Raw genomic sequence first — 17367 nt, forward strand, 5'->3', positions numbered from 1 at the left:
GTGGAGATTAAATTAGGTGAGAAACCCGCTCTTGCAAATAGGGCAACACATCCACCTCAAACCACGGATTGCGGCGCAGCCATAAATTATTGCGCGGACTAGGATGCGGCAAAACGAGATGGCGCGGTTGATAGTTTTGCCAATTGCGCACGGTCTCCGTGAGTGTTTTTTCCGCCTGCTTCCCCAAATGATAGTCTATGGCATATGCACCGATGACAACAATCAATTCTATCTGATCCATCTGCGCAAAAATACGATCATGCCACGTGGCCTTGCATTCTGGCCGTGGCGGTAAATCGCCAGATTTGCCTGTGCCGGGATAACAAAAGCCCATAGGCACAATGGCAAATAAATCCGGGTTATAAAACTGATCTCTTGTCACCCCAAGCCATTCGCGCAAACGGTCACCGCTTTTATCGTTAAACGGCACGCCTGTTTCATGCACAACTCGCCCTGGCGCCTGCCCTGCAATGGCGATTTTTGCAACATTGCTCAATTGCACCACGGGGCGCACCTCATGCGCCAAATGCGGCTTACACAAGGTGCAAGCTGCAATTTCCTGTTTCAGTGTTTCAACCATCTGATTATTTTACAATTCGCTTGAAATAAGGGCAAACTTTCCCGTCTTATGACTGGCCATGCGCGCTTCAGTTTGCCATCATGCGCGAAAATTGCCAACCAATATGGGAAAGCGGAGCCCGCCTTTATGACGCTGGAACAAATCATTCTTTTCAGCCTATTTGTTTTGGTTTTCATTGGCCTGCTATGGGGCAAATGGCGTTATGATCTCGTTGCGTTCACAGCCCTTATAATCGGGCTAATCGCTGGCGTAGTGCCAACAGAAATCGCATTTGAAGGCTTCGGCCATCCGGCAACCATTATTGTGGCGCTGGTGCTGGTTGTGTCGCGAGGGCTCACCAACTCAGGCGCGGTTGATTTGATCACCCGCTCGGTCATTGATCATTCCCGATCCATCGGCATGCACATCACCATGCTGGGCGGTATTGGCGGCATTCTATCCGCCTTTATGAACAATGTTGCCGCCCTCGCCTTGCTTATGCCCGTGGATATTCAGGCCGCACAAAAGGCTGGCCGTACGCCGGGACAAACGCTGATGCCCTTGTCCTTTGCCACCATTCTCGGGGGACTGATCACCCTGATCGGCACGCCCCCCAACATTATTATTGGGTCATTCAGAGAAACAGCCTTGGGCGAGCCATTTGGCATGTTCGACTTTGCGCCTGTTGGCCTGATTGTGGCGGTGATCGGCATTGCCTTTGTCGCCACCGTGGGCTGGCGGCTGATCCCCGAACAGAAGAAAAAGAAAAACTCGCCACAAGATTTAATGGAGCTGGAAGGCTATGTCGCTGATTTGGTGGTGGCAGAAGGTTCTTCTGCCATTGGCCAACAGGTCAAAGATTTGGACGCCATTGCCGAGGAAAATGACTGCATCATTTTAGGCCTTTCCCGTCGTGGGAAACGCTTCGCAGGCCGTGCCCGCACAGAGGAAATCAAAGAAGGCGATTCCTTGATTATTGAAGCAGCACCAGCCGCCATCAACGCACTGGTGGGCGCACTGGGCCTGCAATATCAAGGGCAAGCCTCATCCTCTAAAAATGCACTCTCCGGCGACCTTGTTTTGGCCGAAGCGGTGGTGGGCAATGACAGCAGATTGATCGATCGCACTGCGATGAATGTGCGTTTGCTCTCGCGCTATGGCGTTTCGCTGTTGGGCCTCTCCCGACAGGGCAAAACCCAGCGCGAACAAGTGCGCAAAACCAAATTACAGGCCGGTGACATTATCCTGTTGCTTGGGCCACCGGATTCTATTGAAGACGTTATTCCGCGCATGGGCTGTTTGCCTCTCGCGGATCGCGGCTTGCAAGTCACCCAATATGAACGTGCAGGCTTAGCCATCGGCCTCTTCGTCGCGGCGTTGATTGCCGCAAGCATTGGCTGGCTATATTTGCCCGTTGCGCTAGCGTTGGTCGCCGTGGTGTTTGTTTACACCGACATCGTGCCGATCCGCGAACTCTACGACACAATTGAATGGCCGGTGGTTGTTCTGCTCGGGTCCATGATCCCCCTCGGCAGCGCATTAGAAAGCTCTGGCGGCACCGAATTGATCGTAAACGGCCTTGCCACCATAACCGCTGGCATGCCCGCATGGGTTGCGCTAACGCTGCTGATGGTGGTGACGATGACCCTGTCAGACGTTCTCAACAACACAGCAACAGCCATTGTGGCCGCACCAATTGCAGTCGGCCTTGCCACCCAAATGGACGTAAACCCGGATACTTTTTTGATGGCCGTGGCAATTGCAGCCAGCTGCGCGTTCCTCACCCCCATTGGCCATAAAAACAATATGCTCGTGCTCGGCCCCGGCGGCTATTCATTCTCTGACTATTGGCGCATGGGCCTGCCATTGGAAATTTTAATTGTGGCCGTTTCCGTGCCCGCTTTGCTGGTATTCTGGCCTCTTTAGTGATCTCATCAAGGATGATTTATGACCGACTTTGAATTTGATGCGCAAATTATGGATGCGGTGCGCAACCTCAACAATGTGCACGAAGTAGAAACATCATGGCTTGAGCCAGATGATCTCAAAACCTTATTCGACCGTGCCTATTTCGTAGAAGTCGTAGATGACGCTGATGCCTTTTTGATCGCGATGAATGAGCAATCAGACCATGATGGGATCAACTACACCTGGTTCAAAGAGCGCTACGAGCAGTTTGCCTATATCGATCGGATTGTTACGGATGAACGCGCCCGCGGCCAAGGCCTCGCCCGTAGCCTTTACGAAGCTCTTTTCGATGCCGCCAATGCAGATGGGATTGGCATTGTGGGGTGCGAAATCAATCGCGAACCACCCAATCCCGGCTCCGAAGCCTTCCATCAAAAGATGGGCTTTGAGATGATTGCTGAGCGTGAATTGCCCAACGGTAAAACCGTAGGTTATTGGGTTAAACAGCTTGGATAAATGAAACCAAATTAATTGCGTGCTGGCGGTGTAGGTGCGTTCGGGTCAGGTTGACCGGCACCACCATCGCTGCTGCCGCCACCGAACAAATTACCAAACCAGCCAGTGATTTTTTCGTTGCGCTCTTGCAGTGCCTGTTTGGCTTCAACTTTCGCCTGCGCAGCAGCAACTTTATCTACTTCCGCCTGCTTAATATCGGCAACCGCCTCTTTAAACTCAGCATCATCTTTGGCTTGCTTAGCCTTGATGGACGCAACCACAGCCGGGTCCATGGTTGAGGCCCCACAAGCGCCTGAGCGGTTAAAGCTGTAATTGCGGTTACACACATCCCAATTCGGCTTGGTTTTGGTGATCTCGAAAATGTCGTAGCCTTCTTTGATGTTCTTCCAGAAGTCCATATGTTCGCTATCCGCAAACTTCGCCAAATTTTTACCTGTCATGCGGAACGGATAAACCTGCACCTGCACAGAGCGATTGCCACCCTTATGGCTTTCCCGCACCAATGCATAAATCTCACCAATCTGATCATCAGTCATGGCATAGCAACCACGCGATGAACAATCGCCATGCACCATCAAATTAGAACCTGTGCGCCCGTGCGTACGGTCAAATTTGTTTGGGAAGCCAAGATTGAACGACAAGAAGTAATTCGAACGCGGGTTCATATGCCCCGGCGTAACCTCATAAAATCCTTCAGGCGATTGGCGATCACCTTCTCTAAATTTAGGACCAACTTCACCAGACCAAGCGCAAATTTTATAAGAGCGGAAAAACTCATATTTGCCGGAAGCCTTAACTTGCTTCCAAACCTCAAGCTCACTTTCTTGTTTGAAAATGCGAATGATCATTGGCGCGCCGGGAGACGACCCCATGCCATTAAGCTGTGCCTTGGTGAAGGACGACAATGGAATATTGCCCCGGTCTTCAAAACCAGTGGTACACGCCGCCAAAACAAACAGCGACAACATCAAAAATACTGAACGAACGATGCGCAATGGCTTAGTCACAAATGGTCCCCGACTGTGATTTGGCACAAATTACCACCAAATAATGGGTAAAATCTTTACACACAATTTAATGGAAAGGTGAAGCGATTGCGCGCGTTGGCGCAATCACAATCAAGTGAGGGCAGAGCCCATCGCAAGGAACTTCTCACGCCGTTCTTCACGGATGGCATCGCGATCTTTGCCCGCATAGCTTTTCAAGAAATTGCGCACCAAATTGCCTGTTGCATCAATCACCTGTGCTGAATGACGGTGCGCGCCACCAGCAGGCTCAGGCACAATATGATCCACCACACCAAATTTCAGCAAATCTTGTGCGGTAATTTTCATGGAGTTGGCCGCTTCTTGCGCTTTGCCTGCATCACGCCACAAAATCGAAGCTGAAGCTTCCGGTGACGCAACGGTGTAAATTGAGTGTTCCAACATAGCAACTTTAGACGCTGCAGCGATGGCAATCGCACCACCGGAGCCGCCTTCGCCCGTGATCACGGCCAAGTTCGGCACGCCAAGCCCCAAACACATTTCAGTTGAGCGGGCAATCGCTTCTGCTTGGCCACGCTCTTCCGCGCCAACACCAGGATAAGCGCCAGCTGTGTCCACCAAATAAAGCACTGGAATATCGAAACGATCTGCCATTTCCATAATCCGCACCGCTTTACGATAGCCTTCCGGGCGCGCAGAACCAAAATTATGCTTCAACCGCGATTCTGTATCTGAGCCTTTTTCAATGCCGATCACGGCAATCGCGTCGCCGTCAAAGCGCCCAAAGCCAGCTTGAATCGCCGCATCTTCGGAATATTTCCGGTCACCAGCCAAAGGCGTAAAATCGGTGATCAGCTCTTTCACATAATCCACAAAGTGCGGACGCAGTGGGTGCCGTGCAATCTGGGTTTTCTGCCAAGGTGTCAAACGGCCATAAATATCGGCCAGCGCTTCATCAGCGCGCTCTTGCAGCCGCTTCACCTCATCTTCAATTTCAACCGCTTCCCCGCTTTGTGCGAGAGATTTAAGCTCTTGTACCTTTGCTTGCAGGTCCGCAACGGGTTTTTCAAATTCAAGATAAGATTGCATATTTACCAGCTTTACTCTGTCCGTTTTGCGCCGATCGCGCCATTTGGCGCGGAAAGTGGCGATTTGCCCCTAAAATGTCAAGCACCCAAAGGCCTTGCGGTTAACTCTATTGTGCCAAAGGATGGTGCTTTTCCACCAACTGCGTCAAGCGTTCATCCAATATATGTGTATATATTTGCGTCGTGGAAATATCCGCATGCCCCAATAATACCTGCACCACCCGAAGGTCTGCGCCTCTTTCCAATAAATGTGAGGCAAAAGCATGGCGCAAAATATGGGGCGATATTTTGCCGGGATCAATCCCGGCATCAATCGCAATTTGCTTCAACTCCCGCGCAAAAACCTGACGGGCCAAATAACCTTCTTTGGTGTTCGCGGGAAACGCAAAACGCCCCGGTGGCAATTTTTTAAGATAGGAGAGCAACGCATCTTTTGCCCTGTCGTTCAGCGGCACCATGCGTTCCTTATCGCCCTTGCCGCGCACCACCAGCATCGATGCATCGCGCACAATCGCTGAACGCAACAGTGCCACCAATTCTGAAACGCGCATGCCCGTGCCATATAGCAATTCCAAAAGCACATAATTGCGCTCTGCCTTCAACATGGCTTTGGGTGACAATTCAGGCACAGCCATTGCCGCCTCTGCGGCGTCAAAAAGCTTGTCGACTTCTTCAATGCTCAAGGTTTTTGGCAGCCGCTGCCCGGCCTTCGGCGCAGGCACGATGGCCGTTGGGTCATCCTGGCGCAGATTTTCCGCAACCATAAAACGATGGAACTGTTTGATAGCGCTCAGATGTCGAGCCTGTGTGGTGGCCGCAAAGCCTTGTTGCTCCAGCCGCATCAGATAGGCCTGCACCCCATTTCGATCAATCTGCTCAACTGTCAGGCCAGTGGCTTTTAAATGGCGGGCATAGTCAATCAAATCACGCTGATAGGCTTCAAGCGTGTTTTGCGCTGCGCCGCGCTCTGCGCTCATCATATCCAGAAAAAGGTCTAAATACTGCCCGGCTCGATCAGTCATTGCCAAAAAGATCACGCGCAGGAATACGCTCAGTCATCTCACGTGGTGTGGGCTCCACAAAAATTGTAAGGGCCACCATGGACCCAAAAACCAATGCAGCCAAAAATGCTAAAAACACAACAAACCTGATCAAGGTCGGCATATCGACACCCTCCATTGGCTCCTTTTTCGCGCATTTAGCGCATTATTTCAAGAAATTACCTTACCAACTTGCCCCTCATTATGGTTGCATCCCCAACAACAAGACTTGACATTAAACCCAACAAATGGCTTCAAACAGCCTAGGTGAATAAGGAGACAAAAGTGGACGACGGGCTGACCAGCACGGATGTGAACAAAAACAGCAAACTGGTCAACCAAATGCTTGGCACCAAACCCATCGTGCTGATTGGGCTTATGGGCGCTGGCAAATCCACTGTTGGTCGCCGCATCGCGCAATATCTCAACCGCCCTTTTGTTGACAGCGACAATGAAATTGAAAAAGCGGCAGGCATGCCCATCCCCGATATTTTTGAAACCCATGGCGAAGAAGAGTTTCGCGCAGGCGAAGTGCGGGTAATTTCGCGGCTGCTGACGGAAAATAACAACGCCGTCATCGCCACCGGCGGTGGTGCCTTTATGAATGATGAAACCCGCAGCAACATCAAGAAGCACGCCGTGTCTTTGTGGCTGGATGCCGACATCAATTTGCTGTTTGAACGCGTTTCACGGCGCAACACGCGCCCCTTGCTGCGCACAGCTGACCCGTTTGGCACGCTAAAAGCGCTTTATGATGAGCGCAATCCAACCTATGCTTTGGCTGATGTGAAAGTGACCTCATTTGATGGCACGCACGAAGCTGTTGCCGCCAAAGCCATTGATGCTTTGGCAATGCACCTAACCGCTTAACGCACAAGAAGAAATTATATGTCGACCCAAAACGCCCAAGAACCGATCATCGTGCCCATCGATTTGGAAGATCGCGCCTACGATATTGAAATCGCACCCGATGTTTTGGATCGCTTGGGCGGCATTTTAAAACAGAAATTTCCCGGCGCACGCTTTGGCGTGGTGACCGACATCAATGTTAAAAACGCCCAATGGGCGCGACTGCAAAAAAGCCTTGATGCTAATGGGCTCGACTATGCTTTGATTTCTATTCCGCCAGGCGAAAATGCCAAATCCATGGCGCGCCTCGACAGTGTTGTGTTTGCGCTTTTGAAAGAAAAGCTTGAGCGCAACGATATTATTCTCGCCTTTGGCGGCGGCGTGATCGGCGATTTAGCAGGCTTTGCTGCCGCAATCATGCGCCGAGGCATGGATTTTGTGCAAATCCCAACCTCATTGCTTGCACAAGTGGATAGTTCCGTTGGTGGCAAAACAGGCGTCAATTCACCTCACGGAAAAAACCTGATTGGCGCGTTCCACCAACCTAAATTTGTTGCGGCAGATTTGGGCGTTTTGGACAGCCTGTCTGACCGTCATTTCCGCGCGGGCTATGCCGAAGTGGTTAAATATGGCCTGATTGACGATGAAGAGTTTTTCTTCTGGTTGGAAGAAAACCAAGACAACATCTTTGAAGGCGGACCTGCCCGTGCCGAAGCCATCGCCCGCGCCTGTCGCGCCAAAGCCCGTGTTGTCGTTGCTGACGAAAAAGAACAAGGCCAGCGCGCCTTACTCAATTTGGGTCACACATTTGGCCATGCCCTTGAAGCTGCCACGGGTTACTCAGACCGTTTGATCCACGGCGAAGGCGTCGCCATCGGCATGGCACTGGCGCACCGTTTTTCCACCAGCCTTGGCCTTTCAAATACCCAAGATGATCAGCGCGTGGTCGCCCACTTGAAAAAAGCAGGCTTGCCCACCAATTTAAGCGACATTCCAGGTGAATTGCCCCCAACCCAAGAATTGCTGGACCTAATTGCGCAAGATAAAAAAGTGTCGCGCGGTGCGCTGACCTTTATTTTGACAAAAGGCATTGGCAAGGCTTTCATTGAGAAAAATGTCAATCCTGACCTAGTGTTTGAATTCTTAAACAAAGAACGGCAAAAATGACCGACTTAACATTGAGCTTTTGGATTTCTGTAGGCGCCATCTTTGTGCTATTGGCGCTTTCTGGCTTCTTTTCCGGTTCGGAAACGGCACTGACCGCTGCCAGCCGCGCCCGCATTCACCATTGGGTGAAATCTGGCAAAAACGGTGCCTCAATCGTAGAAAATCTGATCGCAGATAAGGAGCGCTTGATCGGCGCCCTGCTGCTGGGCAACAATTTGGTCAACATTCTCGCCTCGTCTCTGGCCACCAGCGTTTTGATTTCGCTGTTTGGCGATACAGGCGTGATTTATGCCACATTGGTCATGACCATGATGGTAGTGATTTTCTCAGAAGTTTTGCCGAAAACCTGGGCGATTTCAAAGCCAGACGAATTCTCGGTTGGCGTGGCCCCCTTTGTGCGTCCCGTTGTGGTGGTGTTTGCACCCATCACCTTCGCCATTCAAAAGCTGGTCAACCTGCTGCTGCGCATGTTGGGCGCGCGGTCTGAAGATGACAAATATGGCCTCACTGGCCATGATGAGCTGCGCGGCACCGTGGATCTGCTGCACCGCGAAGGTGAAGTGATCAAAAACGACCGCGACATGTTGGGCGGCATTTTGGATTTGAGCGAACTTGAAGTGTCTGACGTGATGGTGCACCGCACCAAAATGTTGGCCTTTGATGCCGACTTGCCAAAAGAGCAACTGGTGCAAGAGATTTTGGAAAGCCCCTACACCCGCATTCCGCTTTGGCGTGGCGACCAAGACAATATTGTGGGCATTGTGCACGCCAAAGATTTGCTGCGGGCCCTGTTCCGCGCAGGTGGCGATGTCGACAAGCTCAATTTCTCACGCATCGTTTCAAAGCCATGGTTTGTGCCGGACACAACACCCGTGCAAGCCCAGCTCAACGCCTTTTTGCGCGAAAAAGCCCATATTGCCATGATCGTGGATGAATATGGAGAAGTGGAAGGCTTGCTGACACTTGAAGACATCTTGGAAGAAATCGTAGGCGAAATCGCTGATGAGCATGACGAAATCATGGAAGGTGCACAAAAGCAGCCAGACGGCAGCTACATTGTGGACGGCTCGGTGCCAATCCGGGATTTGAACCGGACGCTCGATTGGCATCTGCCAGATGAAGATGCCAACACCATTGCGGGCCTGATTGTGGAAGAAGCCAAAATGATCCCGGAAGTGAACCAGGTGTTCACCTTCCACGGCTTTAGATTTAAAGTGCTGAAGAAAGAACGCAACCGCATTACGGAAATCAAAATCATTCCGTAAAATACGGCTATTTCTGCACCTTGATCACAAGGGCATGCACCTGCTCGATCAGCTCTTCCGCCAAACAATCATTGATGGCGCGATGCTGTTCCACTCGGTTTTTGCCCTCAAGGCTTTGTGCACCAATAATAACCCGAAAATGAGTTTCACCGCCCTCGCGCCACCCGCCATGGCCGCGGTGATGCTCAGATTCATCGATCACTTCGAGATGATGTGGAGAAAATGCCGCATTTAATTTCGAAATAATCGCGTCTTTTACCAACATAGGGGTTTCTCTCTTTTCCATTTTTGCGCTAAAAGGGTGCCCCCTTCATAAACCAATTGAGCTGACAAATTGCAATCCAAGCTGTTCGATAAAATTCGTGTTAAAAAAAGAGCCTCTTCTGCCAGCAAGCCAGAAGATGAAGGCCCACGTTGCGCGTGGAAAGGTTGTGAAGAACCCGGCACCCATAAAGCGCCTAAAGGCCCAAACACACCTGGCCACCACCAATTCTGCTTGGCCCATGTGCGCGAATATAACAAAAATTACGACTTCTTCTCTGATTTGGGCGAAGACGAAATCAAAGATATCGTAACGGATCGCTCTGGCGGACGCCCCACTTGGGATGTGCGCGGCGGCAAAACCCCACCCAAGAGCGCCAGCGATTTGCCCCCACGCACCAAAAAGAAAAAACGCCACGACCCTTCAAATGTTTTCGCGCGCTACGCACGCATGCAAGGCGGCTCCGGCGGCCCCAACCGTTCGGCAGACCGCAAAATCTTGGAAGCTGACCGCAAAGCGTTGGAAATGCTTGGTGTTGGCCCTACGGATGGCGCTGAAAAAATCAAGCTGGCCTATAAAGACCTCGTGAAAAAGCACCACCCGGATATTAATGGCGGCGACAAGAGTTCTGAAGAGCGTTTGCGCAATATCATCACCGCCTATAACCATCTTAAAGCGAAGGGGTTCGTTTAAATCATTCGACCCCTTGGGTGCGCCACAATTTGCTGTTATAGAAAACCGACCAATAAATTACCTGCCACTTTCGGCGCTGCGCCGCATATCGGCCAGACCTGACCCATATATGATGAAATCAAGGCATTCGCTATGACTGAACAAACCGCTCCATTGCCAGATACTGACTTTAATGTTCGCGAGACATTCGGCATTGATACTGATCTTGTGGTGAAGGGCTATAAAGAGCGCACAGAACATGTGCCGCCGCTTGATCCAGATTATTTGTTTGATAAAGCCACAACTTTGGCCATTTTGGCTGGCTTTGAGCATAATCGCCGCGTGATGGTGCAGGGCTATCACGGCACGGGTAAATCCACCCACATTGAACAAGTCGCTGCCCGCCTGAACTGGCCTTTGGTGCGCGTAAACTTGGACAGCCATGTCAGCCGGATTGACTTGGTGGGTAAAGACGCCATCGTATTGAAAGACGGCAAGCAAATCACTGAATTCCGCGACGGCATTTTGCCATGGGCGCTGAAAAACAATATCGCACTTGTGTTCGATGAATATGATGCGGGCCGCCCTGACGTAATGTTCGTTATTCAGCGGGTGCTGGAAGTTTCTGGCCGCTTGACACTTTTGGACCAAAACAAAGTGATCGAGCCGCATCCTGCTTTCCGTTTGTTCGCCACCACCAACACCATTGGTTTGGGCGACACATCTGGTCTTTATCACGGCACACAACAGATCAACCAAGGTCAAATGGACCGTTGGTCTTTGGTGACCACATTGAACTATCTGCCGCATGAAAAAGAAGTGGGCATTGTTTTGGCCAAAGCCAAGCAATTGCAAAATGAAGAAGGCGAGAAAACCGTTTCCAACATGGTGCGGCTGGCAGATATGACTCGTCAGGCCTTCATCAATGGCGATCTATCTACCGTGATGAGCCCACGGACCGTGATCACTTGGGCTGAAAACACTCAGATTTTTGGTGACATTGGCTTTGCCTTCCGCCTGACATTCTTGAACAAATGTGACGAGCTGGAACGCCCTGTTGTGGCAGAATTCTATCAACGTGTGTTTGGCACCGATTTGCCAGAATCTGCAGCAAACATCGCCTTGAGCGCCTAATACGTCAAAAGAGGCACTATGTCTTTAAGCGACAAAAAGCAAAACCGGGCCGACCCAACCGCCACGCTTAAAAATGCGATTGGCGCAACGGTGCGCACCATTTCCGGCGAACGCGAGCTGGAAGTGGCCTTCACATCTGATCGCCCGCTTTTGACCAAAGACAAGGCGCGGCTGGCCAACCTGCCGCGCGTGCCCAAATCTGAAGATATTGCCATTGCCCGTGGGCAGGGCGATGCCATGTCTATGCGCTTGGCCGCCCACGACATCAAAAAACACAATCGCTACGCGCCGCAAGATCCCGAAGCCCGTGCGGTTTTTGACGCGTTGGAACAAGTGCGGGTTGAAGCCCTCGGGGTGGAACGCTTGCCCGGCATGAAAGACAATCTTTCAGCCATGCTGGAAGATAAAATGTTCCGCGCCAACTATTCCAACATCAAAGACATTGCTGACGCCCCCTTGGCCGAAGCCATGGGCTTGGTGCTGCGTGAAAAAATCGCGGGCATGAAAGTACCGCCTTCTGGCGAAAAGCTGGTTGAGTTTTGGCGCGATACGATTGAAGAAAAAGTTGGCGATAGCCTTGATGACCTCAGCCAATATCTTGACGATCAGGTCGAATTTTCCAAACTGACCCGTAACGCCTTGCGCAATCTCGACATGATGATTGACGCTGACCCCACCGATTTTGACGGGGAAGAAGAGGAAAGCGGAGAAGACGCCGATCCGCAAAATGCGCCCAACGAAAATCCAGATAAGCAGGATGGTTCTGCTGATCAGGAAGAGATGGAGATGGACGCTGAGCAAGCACCCGGCGACACAGAAGAAGATGGCGAAGTTGATGGCCAAGATGCCAGCCTTGAGCAAATGCAAGAGGAAGAAGCGCCCATCGAGCAGGGCGATGACAGCGCCAACACACCGCCGCAAAATGATATTCCAGACCATTTCCGCAATATGCCGGAATATAAAGTCTTCACCACCAAGTTCGATGAAATTGTTGGCGCGGCAGAGCTTTGCCCACCTGAAGAACTTGGTCAGTTGCGCGCCTTGCTGGACAAGCAGCTTGAAAGCCTCACCGGCGCCGTGGCGCGGTTGGCGAACAAACTACAACGTCGCTTGATGGCGCAGCAAAATCGTTCTTGGGAATTTGATCTCGAAGAAGGCCTGCTGGATACATCACGGATCACACGTGTGGTGACCGACCCATTGCAGCCCCTCTCCTTCAAGATCGAAAAAGACACGGACTTCCGCGACACTGTGGTGACCCTGCTGATCGATAATTCTGGCTCCATGCGTGGCCGCCCGATCACCATCGCCGCCATTTGCGGCGATATCCTTGCCCGCACGCTAGAGCGTTGTGGCGTGAAGGTCGAGATTTTGGGCTTCACCACCCGCGCCTGGAAAGGTGGCAAATCTCGCGAAGCGTGGATGCAGGCTGGCCGCCCGGCAAATCCGGGGCGGATCAATGATATTCGCCACATTGTTTATAAAGCGGCGGACGAACCATGGCGGCACGCTAAGGACAATCTTGGCCTGATGATGCGTGAAGGTTTGCTGAAAGAAAATATCGATGGCGAGGCCCTGCAATGGGCACATAAGCGCATTTTGGCGCGGCCTGAAAATCGCCGCATATTGATGGTGATTTCCGATGGTGCCCCAGTGGATGACAGCACGCAATCTGTCAATCCGGGCAATTATTTGGAAAAACATTTGCGGTTTGTCATTGAAGATATTGAAACCCGTTCGCCCGTTCAATTGGTGGCCATCGGCATCGGCCACGATGTTACCCGCTACTATCGCCGTGCAGTTACCCTGCTTGATGCGGAAGAACTGGCTGGCGCGCTTACCGACAATTTGGCCGATTTGTTCGACGAAGAAGCCCCATCGCAAGCCCGTGCGCGCCGTCGGTAAACTCCTCACATGTGTTCTGCTGGCCAGCAGCCTTCTGGTTGCTGGCTGTTTGCCTGTTTACGCCGCCAGTCTCACCCTTGATTTGCAGCCCCTTGAACGCTTTCAAGGCCGCGCAAAAGGCGAAAAAATTGGCAAACTGATTTGGCGTGGCGGCTTGGTGCTGCGCAATGACAATGCAGATTTTGGCGGCTTTTCCGGCATTACCTTCACCTCTGAAGATGGCAAGTTCACCGCCGTTAGCGACCGCGGCCATTTTCTAAATGGCAAAATGAAATATGATTCAGATGGCAATCTGGAAAGCCTGCAAAATATGCAGTTGCTGCCCATTAAAAACTCCAAAGGCGCTGATTTGCCCACCGCCTTTTCCCGCGATTCTGAAAGCATTGAAACCATCTATCGCGATGGCGTGCCCGGCGCGGTGCGTGTAGCATTTGAACATTTAACTCGTGTCGCCGATTTCGAGCTTGAAAATGGTTGGCCCCAAGGCGCAGCACGCGAAGTTTCGATACCGGATTGGCTAAAACAAAATCGCCATAACGGGTCATTGGAAGCGCTGTGTATCGCGCCACCTGCCTCCCCCATCGCCGGTTCAACTTTGATGTTGACGGAGAATGTAACCTCGAACAATGGGGACCATGCCGCTTGGCTGAAAGGCAGTAAAGACCGGGGCGAGCTAAGCTTCGCACGTCACGGTGGTTTTCGGCCCACAGCCTGCGCTTTTTTGCCCAATGGCGACCTGCTGATCTTGAAGCGCAATGTGAGCCTGATTGGTTTCACCATGCGGCTTGAACATATTGTAAGCGGCGACATTAAACCGGGCGCACGCATTGAAGGCGAAAACATCTTGGCCGCTGGCGGCACTGCTATAGACAATATGGAAGGACTTGCGGTAAGTATTGGTCCGACCAATCTGCCACGACTCACGCTCATTTCCGACGACAATTTCAATGGGTGGCAACGCACCATGATATTGCAGTTCGATATTGCATATTAAATTTCAACTTTGGCTTGAGTTTGTGGCAAATCGAGTTAACCTGTGTCACCTAAGTTTCGAAGTACAACGAAACGCGATAAATCAAGGGATTTTTCTATGAACATCGAATTGTTGAAGCGCCTTTGTGAAACACCAGGCGTGCCGGGGCGCGAAGATCGTATTCGCGACCTGATCAAAAAGGAAATTGAAGGCCTTTTTGATGAAGTGACTGTGGACGCTATGGGTTCACTTTTGTGCAAGCGTAACCCAACCAAAAAGACAGATGGCACACCACAAAAAGTGATGTTGCTTTGCCATATGGATGAAATTGGCTTTTTGGTTTCGCACATCAGCGACAAAGGTCACATCTATATCGATCCAGTTGGTGGCTTCGACCCACGCAATCTGTTCTCTCGTCGTGTTTTGGTGTGCACCGAAGATGGCGATTATAAAGGCGTGATGAACCCAGGCGGCAAACCAATTCATATTCAAGAGCCAGGCGATGCCAAAAAAGTTCCGGGCCTTTCTGAATTCTTTGTGGACCTCGGCATGGGCGAGAAAACCAAAGACAAGGTGAAGGTTGGCGATTACATCGTGATGGATGAGCCTTTGCTCGACCTTGATCAAAAAGTCGTATCAAAAGCACTCGACAACCGCGTGGCCTGCTGGTTGGGCATCGAATCTATTCGCAAGCTTGTGGAAGATGGCGGCAAGCATGAATGTGAAATCCATGTTGGTTTCACCACGCAAGAAGAAGTTGGCCTGCGCGGCGCCCGCACAGCGGCTTATGCTGTAAAGCCCGACATCGGCATCGGCATTGACGTGACCCTTGCTTGCGACACCCCAGGCGTGCCTGAGCACCAACGCGTAACCGTGCAAGGCGACGGCGTTGGCCTGCATGTGAAAGATTCAAGCTTTATCGCTGATATCGGCTTGGTTCGCGAAATGGAAGCGTTGGCTGAAAAGAACAAAATTCCATATCAGCGCACCATTTTGGCCCGCGGTGGACAAGACGGCGCAGCAGCACAACAAGCTGCAGCAGGCGCAAAAGCCATCGGCATTGTAGTGGGCACTCGCTACGTGCACACCGTGACCGAAATGATCGACAAAACCGATCTTGGCGCGGCACGTGATATCTTGGCAGCCTATTTGGCCGCTCACTAAATTTTCCGACTAAGGAAAACAAAGCCCGCAACATCAGTTGCGGGCTTTTTTGTTTAAGCATGTGCCTGTTCTTCTGGCCATGTCCACGCCAGAAAAGCGATGTAAACCAGAGCTAGAACTTCGACCGACGCGAAGAATATATAGTGAGGTTTTAGCGAACCACCGCCAACCACAAACAAGATCGTGATGGCCACCGCCACAAAGTTAGCAATGCGACTGCTTTTACGCGGCAATGCACGCGACAAAAAGATCATCACAATCGCGATCTCAATCAGCACCGCTGCCAACAGAATAAACATGGGCGTTATTTCTACGCCCTCCAAAACCCCCGTCGACACTTGCGCCAGAAAATCTGGGCTGATGAACGACAGTATGTCAGCGAATGCCATGTTGAACATGACCACGATCCACAAGGTTGAAATTTTTTCCGAAATAGTCATGACGCCTCCAATAGCTGACAAAACTCGATATATATACAGTGTATATTTGACGAGCCTCAGCTATAAATATACGCTGTATATTCGTCAAGTCTTTTCGTGTGAGAACGATTCGAGCCCATGCCAACATCAAGCAAATCTGACAAACGACGCACGCTGACCAGCGCAAAAATAATCGAGGCGGCGCTTACCATTGCAGACACCCAAGGCATAGAAACGCTATCCATGCGCAAACTGGCCACTGCACTCAATGTTACCGCCATGTCCATGTACAATCATGTGGCGAACAAAGATGATCTGCTGAGTTTAATGCTCGATCATGTGGTGAGCGAATTCGAGCTGCCGAATAAAGATGGTCCTTGGCAAGACATGCTGCGGCGACGGGCACACAGCATGCGCCGAGCCTTTTTGCGGCACCCTTGGGCGCCCACTTTGCTCATCTCCACCATCACCAATGGCAGCCACACCATGCAGGACACCAATGCCACACTGGGCTGCCTCATCAATGCCGGCTTTTCATACGCTGCGGCAGATTGGGCACGGAATGCAATTGACAGCCACACTTTCGGCTACACAATGCAAGAGCTTAATTTTCCGGTAGAGCCTGATAAATATAAAGCCGCTGCCGCCCATTACCTGCCAGAAATTGATAAGGATAAATATCCCTATCTGCACAGCGCAACCGAGGTCCTGATCAAAGGCGAATATGATGGCATAACGCAATTTGATTTCGGCCTAGACCTTATCCTTTCAGGACTTTCACCAGACAACAGCCAATAATAAGAGTTCCCAATGCCCGTCATCGAATATGCCTATTCAGCCCACTCTGGCTTCGCCTATATCGGCTCAACCACGCTAATGGATATTTGTCGCCGACATAATGTGACTTTGATCCATCGGCCGATTCTTTTGTCGCCGGTGGTACAAAGCCAAGGCAGCACGCCTTTTCGGGCGAGGACACAGGCCAATGTCGATTATTTCTTTGGGCGTGACATTGAACGCTGGGCCGAATATCGCCATGTCCCGATCATCAAATTTCGCCCCACCTATCATGATGCTGACTATGGTCTCGCATCGGGTCTGATTTTAGCATTGGGCGAAAGCGGCGCGACCACAGATGAGATGGCGCACAAATTGCTGGAAGCCCATTGGCGCGATGATATGGATCTGTCTGACAGAGAAGCTTTACATCGGCTAATCACAAGTTTGGGGCACGATGCGGACAATTTGCTCGCAACCGCCGAGAGCACCGACATCCAAAACAGGCTTCAAGCCAACACAGAATGGGCCATCAAGCAAAATATTTTCGGCTCCCCAACCTACATCGTAGATGGCGATCCCTTTTATGGCCAAGATCGTTTGGAATTGGTGGAGCGTGCCTTAACCAAACCATTCGCACCATCCGAGTGGCAAAACCCACCTGTCGCCTAGCCAAAAATAAA

Annotated in this window: 18 protein-coding genes; 12 read left to right on the forward strand and 6 right to left on the reverse strand. The window is 51.3% G+C overall.

All coding sequences use genetic code 11. The annotated features are described in order from the left end of the window. Window positions 1-7: 7 nt before the first annotated feature. Entirely contained in the window at window positions 8-580 is a 573-nt protein-coding gene (locus ATL17_RS12760) for a uracil-DNA glycosylase family protein (protein ID WP_133573220.1), read from the reverse strand. A gap of 126 nt (window positions 581-706) precedes the next feature. On the opposite strand from ATL17_RS12760, the gene ATL17_RS12765 reads away from it, so the two are divergent. Together ATL17_RS12765 and ATL17_RS12770 are read left to right on the forward strand one after the other, a co-directional pair. Beyond that, the gene (locus ATL17_RS12765; RefSeq protein ID WP_133573221.1) at window positions 707-2485 is read left to right on the forward strand and encodes an SLC13 family permease; all 1779 of its coding nucleotides are present in this window, start codon (window positions 707-709) and stop codon (window positions 2483-2485) included. 21 nt (window positions 2486-2506) lie between these two features. Further along, window positions 2507-2983 carry a GNAT family N-acetyltransferase gene (locus tag ATL17_RS12770; protein ID WP_133573222.1) on the forward strand — a complete coding sequence of 159 codons (477 nt, stop codon included), beginning with the start codon at window positions 2507-2509 and terminating at the stop codon, window positions 2981-2983. An 11-nt stretch (window positions 2984-2994) separates the two neighbouring features. Here ATL17_RS12770 and ATL17_RS12775 read toward each other — a convergent pair whose 3' ends face one another. The 3 genes from ATL17_RS12775 to ATL17_RS12785 all read right to left on the reverse strand — a co-directional run bounded on the left by ATL17_RS12775 (window position 2995) and on the right by ATL17_RS12785 (window position 6079). Next, the gene (locus ATL17_RS12775) at window positions 2995-3990 is read right to left on the reverse strand and encodes a L,D-transpeptidase family protein (RefSeq protein WP_133573223.1); all 996 of its coding nucleotides are present in this window, start codon (window positions 3988-3990) and stop codon (window positions 2995-2997) included. A 111-nt stretch (window positions 3991-4101) separates the two neighbouring features. Further along, on the reverse strand, window positions 4102-5058 hold the full coding sequence (locus ATL17_RS12780) for an acetyl-CoA carboxylase carboxyltransferase subunit alpha (RefSeq protein WP_133573224.1): 957 nt from the start codon (window positions 5056-5058) through the stop codon (window positions 4102-4104). Between the two features lie 106 nt (window positions 5059-5164). Next, window positions 5165-6079 carry a site-specific tyrosine recombinase XerD gene (locus tag ATL17_RS12785; protein WP_133573225.1) on the reverse strand — a complete coding sequence of 305 codons (915 nt, stop codon included), beginning with the start codon at window positions 6077-6079 and terminating at the stop codon, window positions 5165-5167. A gap of 303 nt (window positions 6080-6382) precedes the next feature. Here ATL17_RS12785 and ATL17_RS12795 point away from each other — a divergent pair, with 303 nt between their 5' ends. The 3 genes from ATL17_RS12795 to ATL17_RS12805 are packed head-to-tail and all read left to right on the forward strand — an operon-like array spanning window position 6383 to window position 9378. Continuing rightward, the gene (locus ATL17_RS12795; protein ID WP_246028718.1) at window positions 6383-6967 is read left to right on the forward strand and encodes a shikimate kinase; all 585 of its coding nucleotides are present in this window, start codon (window positions 6383-6385) and stop codon (window positions 6965-6967) included. Between the two features lie 18 nt (window positions 6968-6985). After that, window positions 6986-8113 carry a 3-dehydroquinate synthase gene (gene aroB, locus ATL17_RS12800; protein WP_133573227.1) on the forward strand — a complete coding sequence of 376 codons (1128 nt, stop codon included), beginning with the start codon at window positions 6986-6988 and terminating at the stop codon, window positions 8111-8113. Continuing rightward, window positions 8110-9378, forward strand: a complete 1269-nt coding sequence (locus ATL17_RS12805; RefSeq protein ID WP_133573228.1) for an HlyC/CorC family transporter — start codon at window positions 8110-8112, stop codon at window positions 9376-9378. Before aroB ends, ATL17_RS12805 begins: the two co-directional genes overlap by 4 nt. 7 nt (window positions 9379-9385) lie before the next feature. On the opposite strand, the gene ATL17_RS12810 is transcribed toward ATL17_RS12805, so the two are convergent. Continuing rightward, the gene (locus ATL17_RS12810; RefSeq protein ID WP_133573229.1) at window positions 9386-9643 is read right to left on the reverse strand and encodes a BolA family protein; all 258 of its coding nucleotides are present in this window, start codon (window positions 9641-9643) and stop codon (window positions 9386-9388) included. 69 nt (window positions 9644-9712) lie between these two features. Between ATL17_RS12810 and ATL17_RS12815 the strand changes: the two genes are divergently transcribed. The 5 genes from ATL17_RS12815 to ATL17_RS12835 all read left to right on the forward strand — a co-directional run bounded on the left by ATL17_RS12815 (window position 9713) and on the right by ATL17_RS12835 (window position 15488). Further along, window positions 9713-10333: a J domain-containing protein gene (locus tag ATL17_RS12815; RefSeq protein WP_133573230.1), complete on the forward strand. Its 621-nt coding sequence runs from the start codon at window positions 9713-9715 to the stop codon at window positions 10331-10333. A gap of 132 nt (window positions 10334-10465) precedes the next feature. Beyond that, window positions 10466-11446, forward strand: coding sequence for a cobaltochelatase subunit CobS (gene cobS / locus ATL17_RS12820; RefSeq protein ID WP_133573231.1), 981 nt, complete (start codon window positions 10466-10468; stop codon window positions 11444-11446). Between the two features lie 18 nt (window positions 11447-11464). Beyond that, the gene (cobT, locus tag ATL17_RS12825) at window positions 11465-13351 is read left to right on the forward strand and encodes a cobaltochelatase subunit CobT (protein ID WP_133573232.1); all 1887 of its coding nucleotides are present in this window, start codon (window positions 11465-11467) and stop codon (window positions 13349-13351) included. Beyond that, a complete protein-coding gene (locus tag ATL17_RS12830; protein WP_166639035.1) occupies window positions 13335-14345 on the forward strand; it encodes an esterase-like activity of phytase family protein in 1011 nt (336 codons plus the stop codon). The genes cobT and ATL17_RS12830 overlap by 17 nt, the downstream gene beginning before the upstream one ends. 96 nt (window positions 14346-14441) lie before the next feature. Continuing rightward, window positions 14442-15488 (forward strand): M42 family metallopeptidase, encoded by a 1047-nt coding sequence (locus ATL17_RS12835; RefSeq protein WP_133573234.1) that lies wholly within the window; start codon window positions 14442-14444, stop codon window positions 15486-15488. 53 nt (window positions 15489-15541) lie between these two features. Here ATL17_RS12835 and ATL17_RS12840 read toward each other — a convergent pair whose 3' ends face one another. Continuing rightward, window positions 15542-15928, reverse strand: coding sequence for a DUF6326 family protein (locus ATL17_RS12840; RefSeq protein WP_133573235.1), 387 nt, complete (start codon window positions 15926-15928; stop codon window positions 15542-15544). Window positions 15929-16045: 117 nt separating this feature from the next. Here ATL17_RS12840 and ATL17_RS12845 point away from each other — a divergent pair, with 117 nt between their 5' ends. Continuing rightward, window positions 16046-16705, forward strand: a complete 660-nt coding sequence (locus ATL17_RS12845; RefSeq protein ID WP_133573236.1) for a TetR/AcrR family transcriptional regulator C-terminal domain-containing protein — start codon at window positions 16046-16048, stop codon at window positions 16703-16705. Between the two features lie 12 nt (window positions 16706-16717). Then, window positions 16718-17356 carry a 2-hydroxychromene-2-carboxylate isomerase gene (locus ATL17_RS12850; RefSeq protein WP_133573237.1) on the forward strand — a complete coding sequence of 213 codons (639 nt, stop codon included), beginning with the start codon at window positions 16718-16720 and terminating at the stop codon, window positions 17354-17356. Window positions 17357-17367: the final 11 nt, after the last annotated feature.

The sequence above is a fragment of the Maritalea mobilis genome, from assembly GCF_004363175.1.
Classification (GTDB): domain Bacteria; phylum Pseudomonadota; class Alphaproteobacteria; order Rhizobiales; family Devosiaceae; genus Maritalea; species Maritalea mobilis.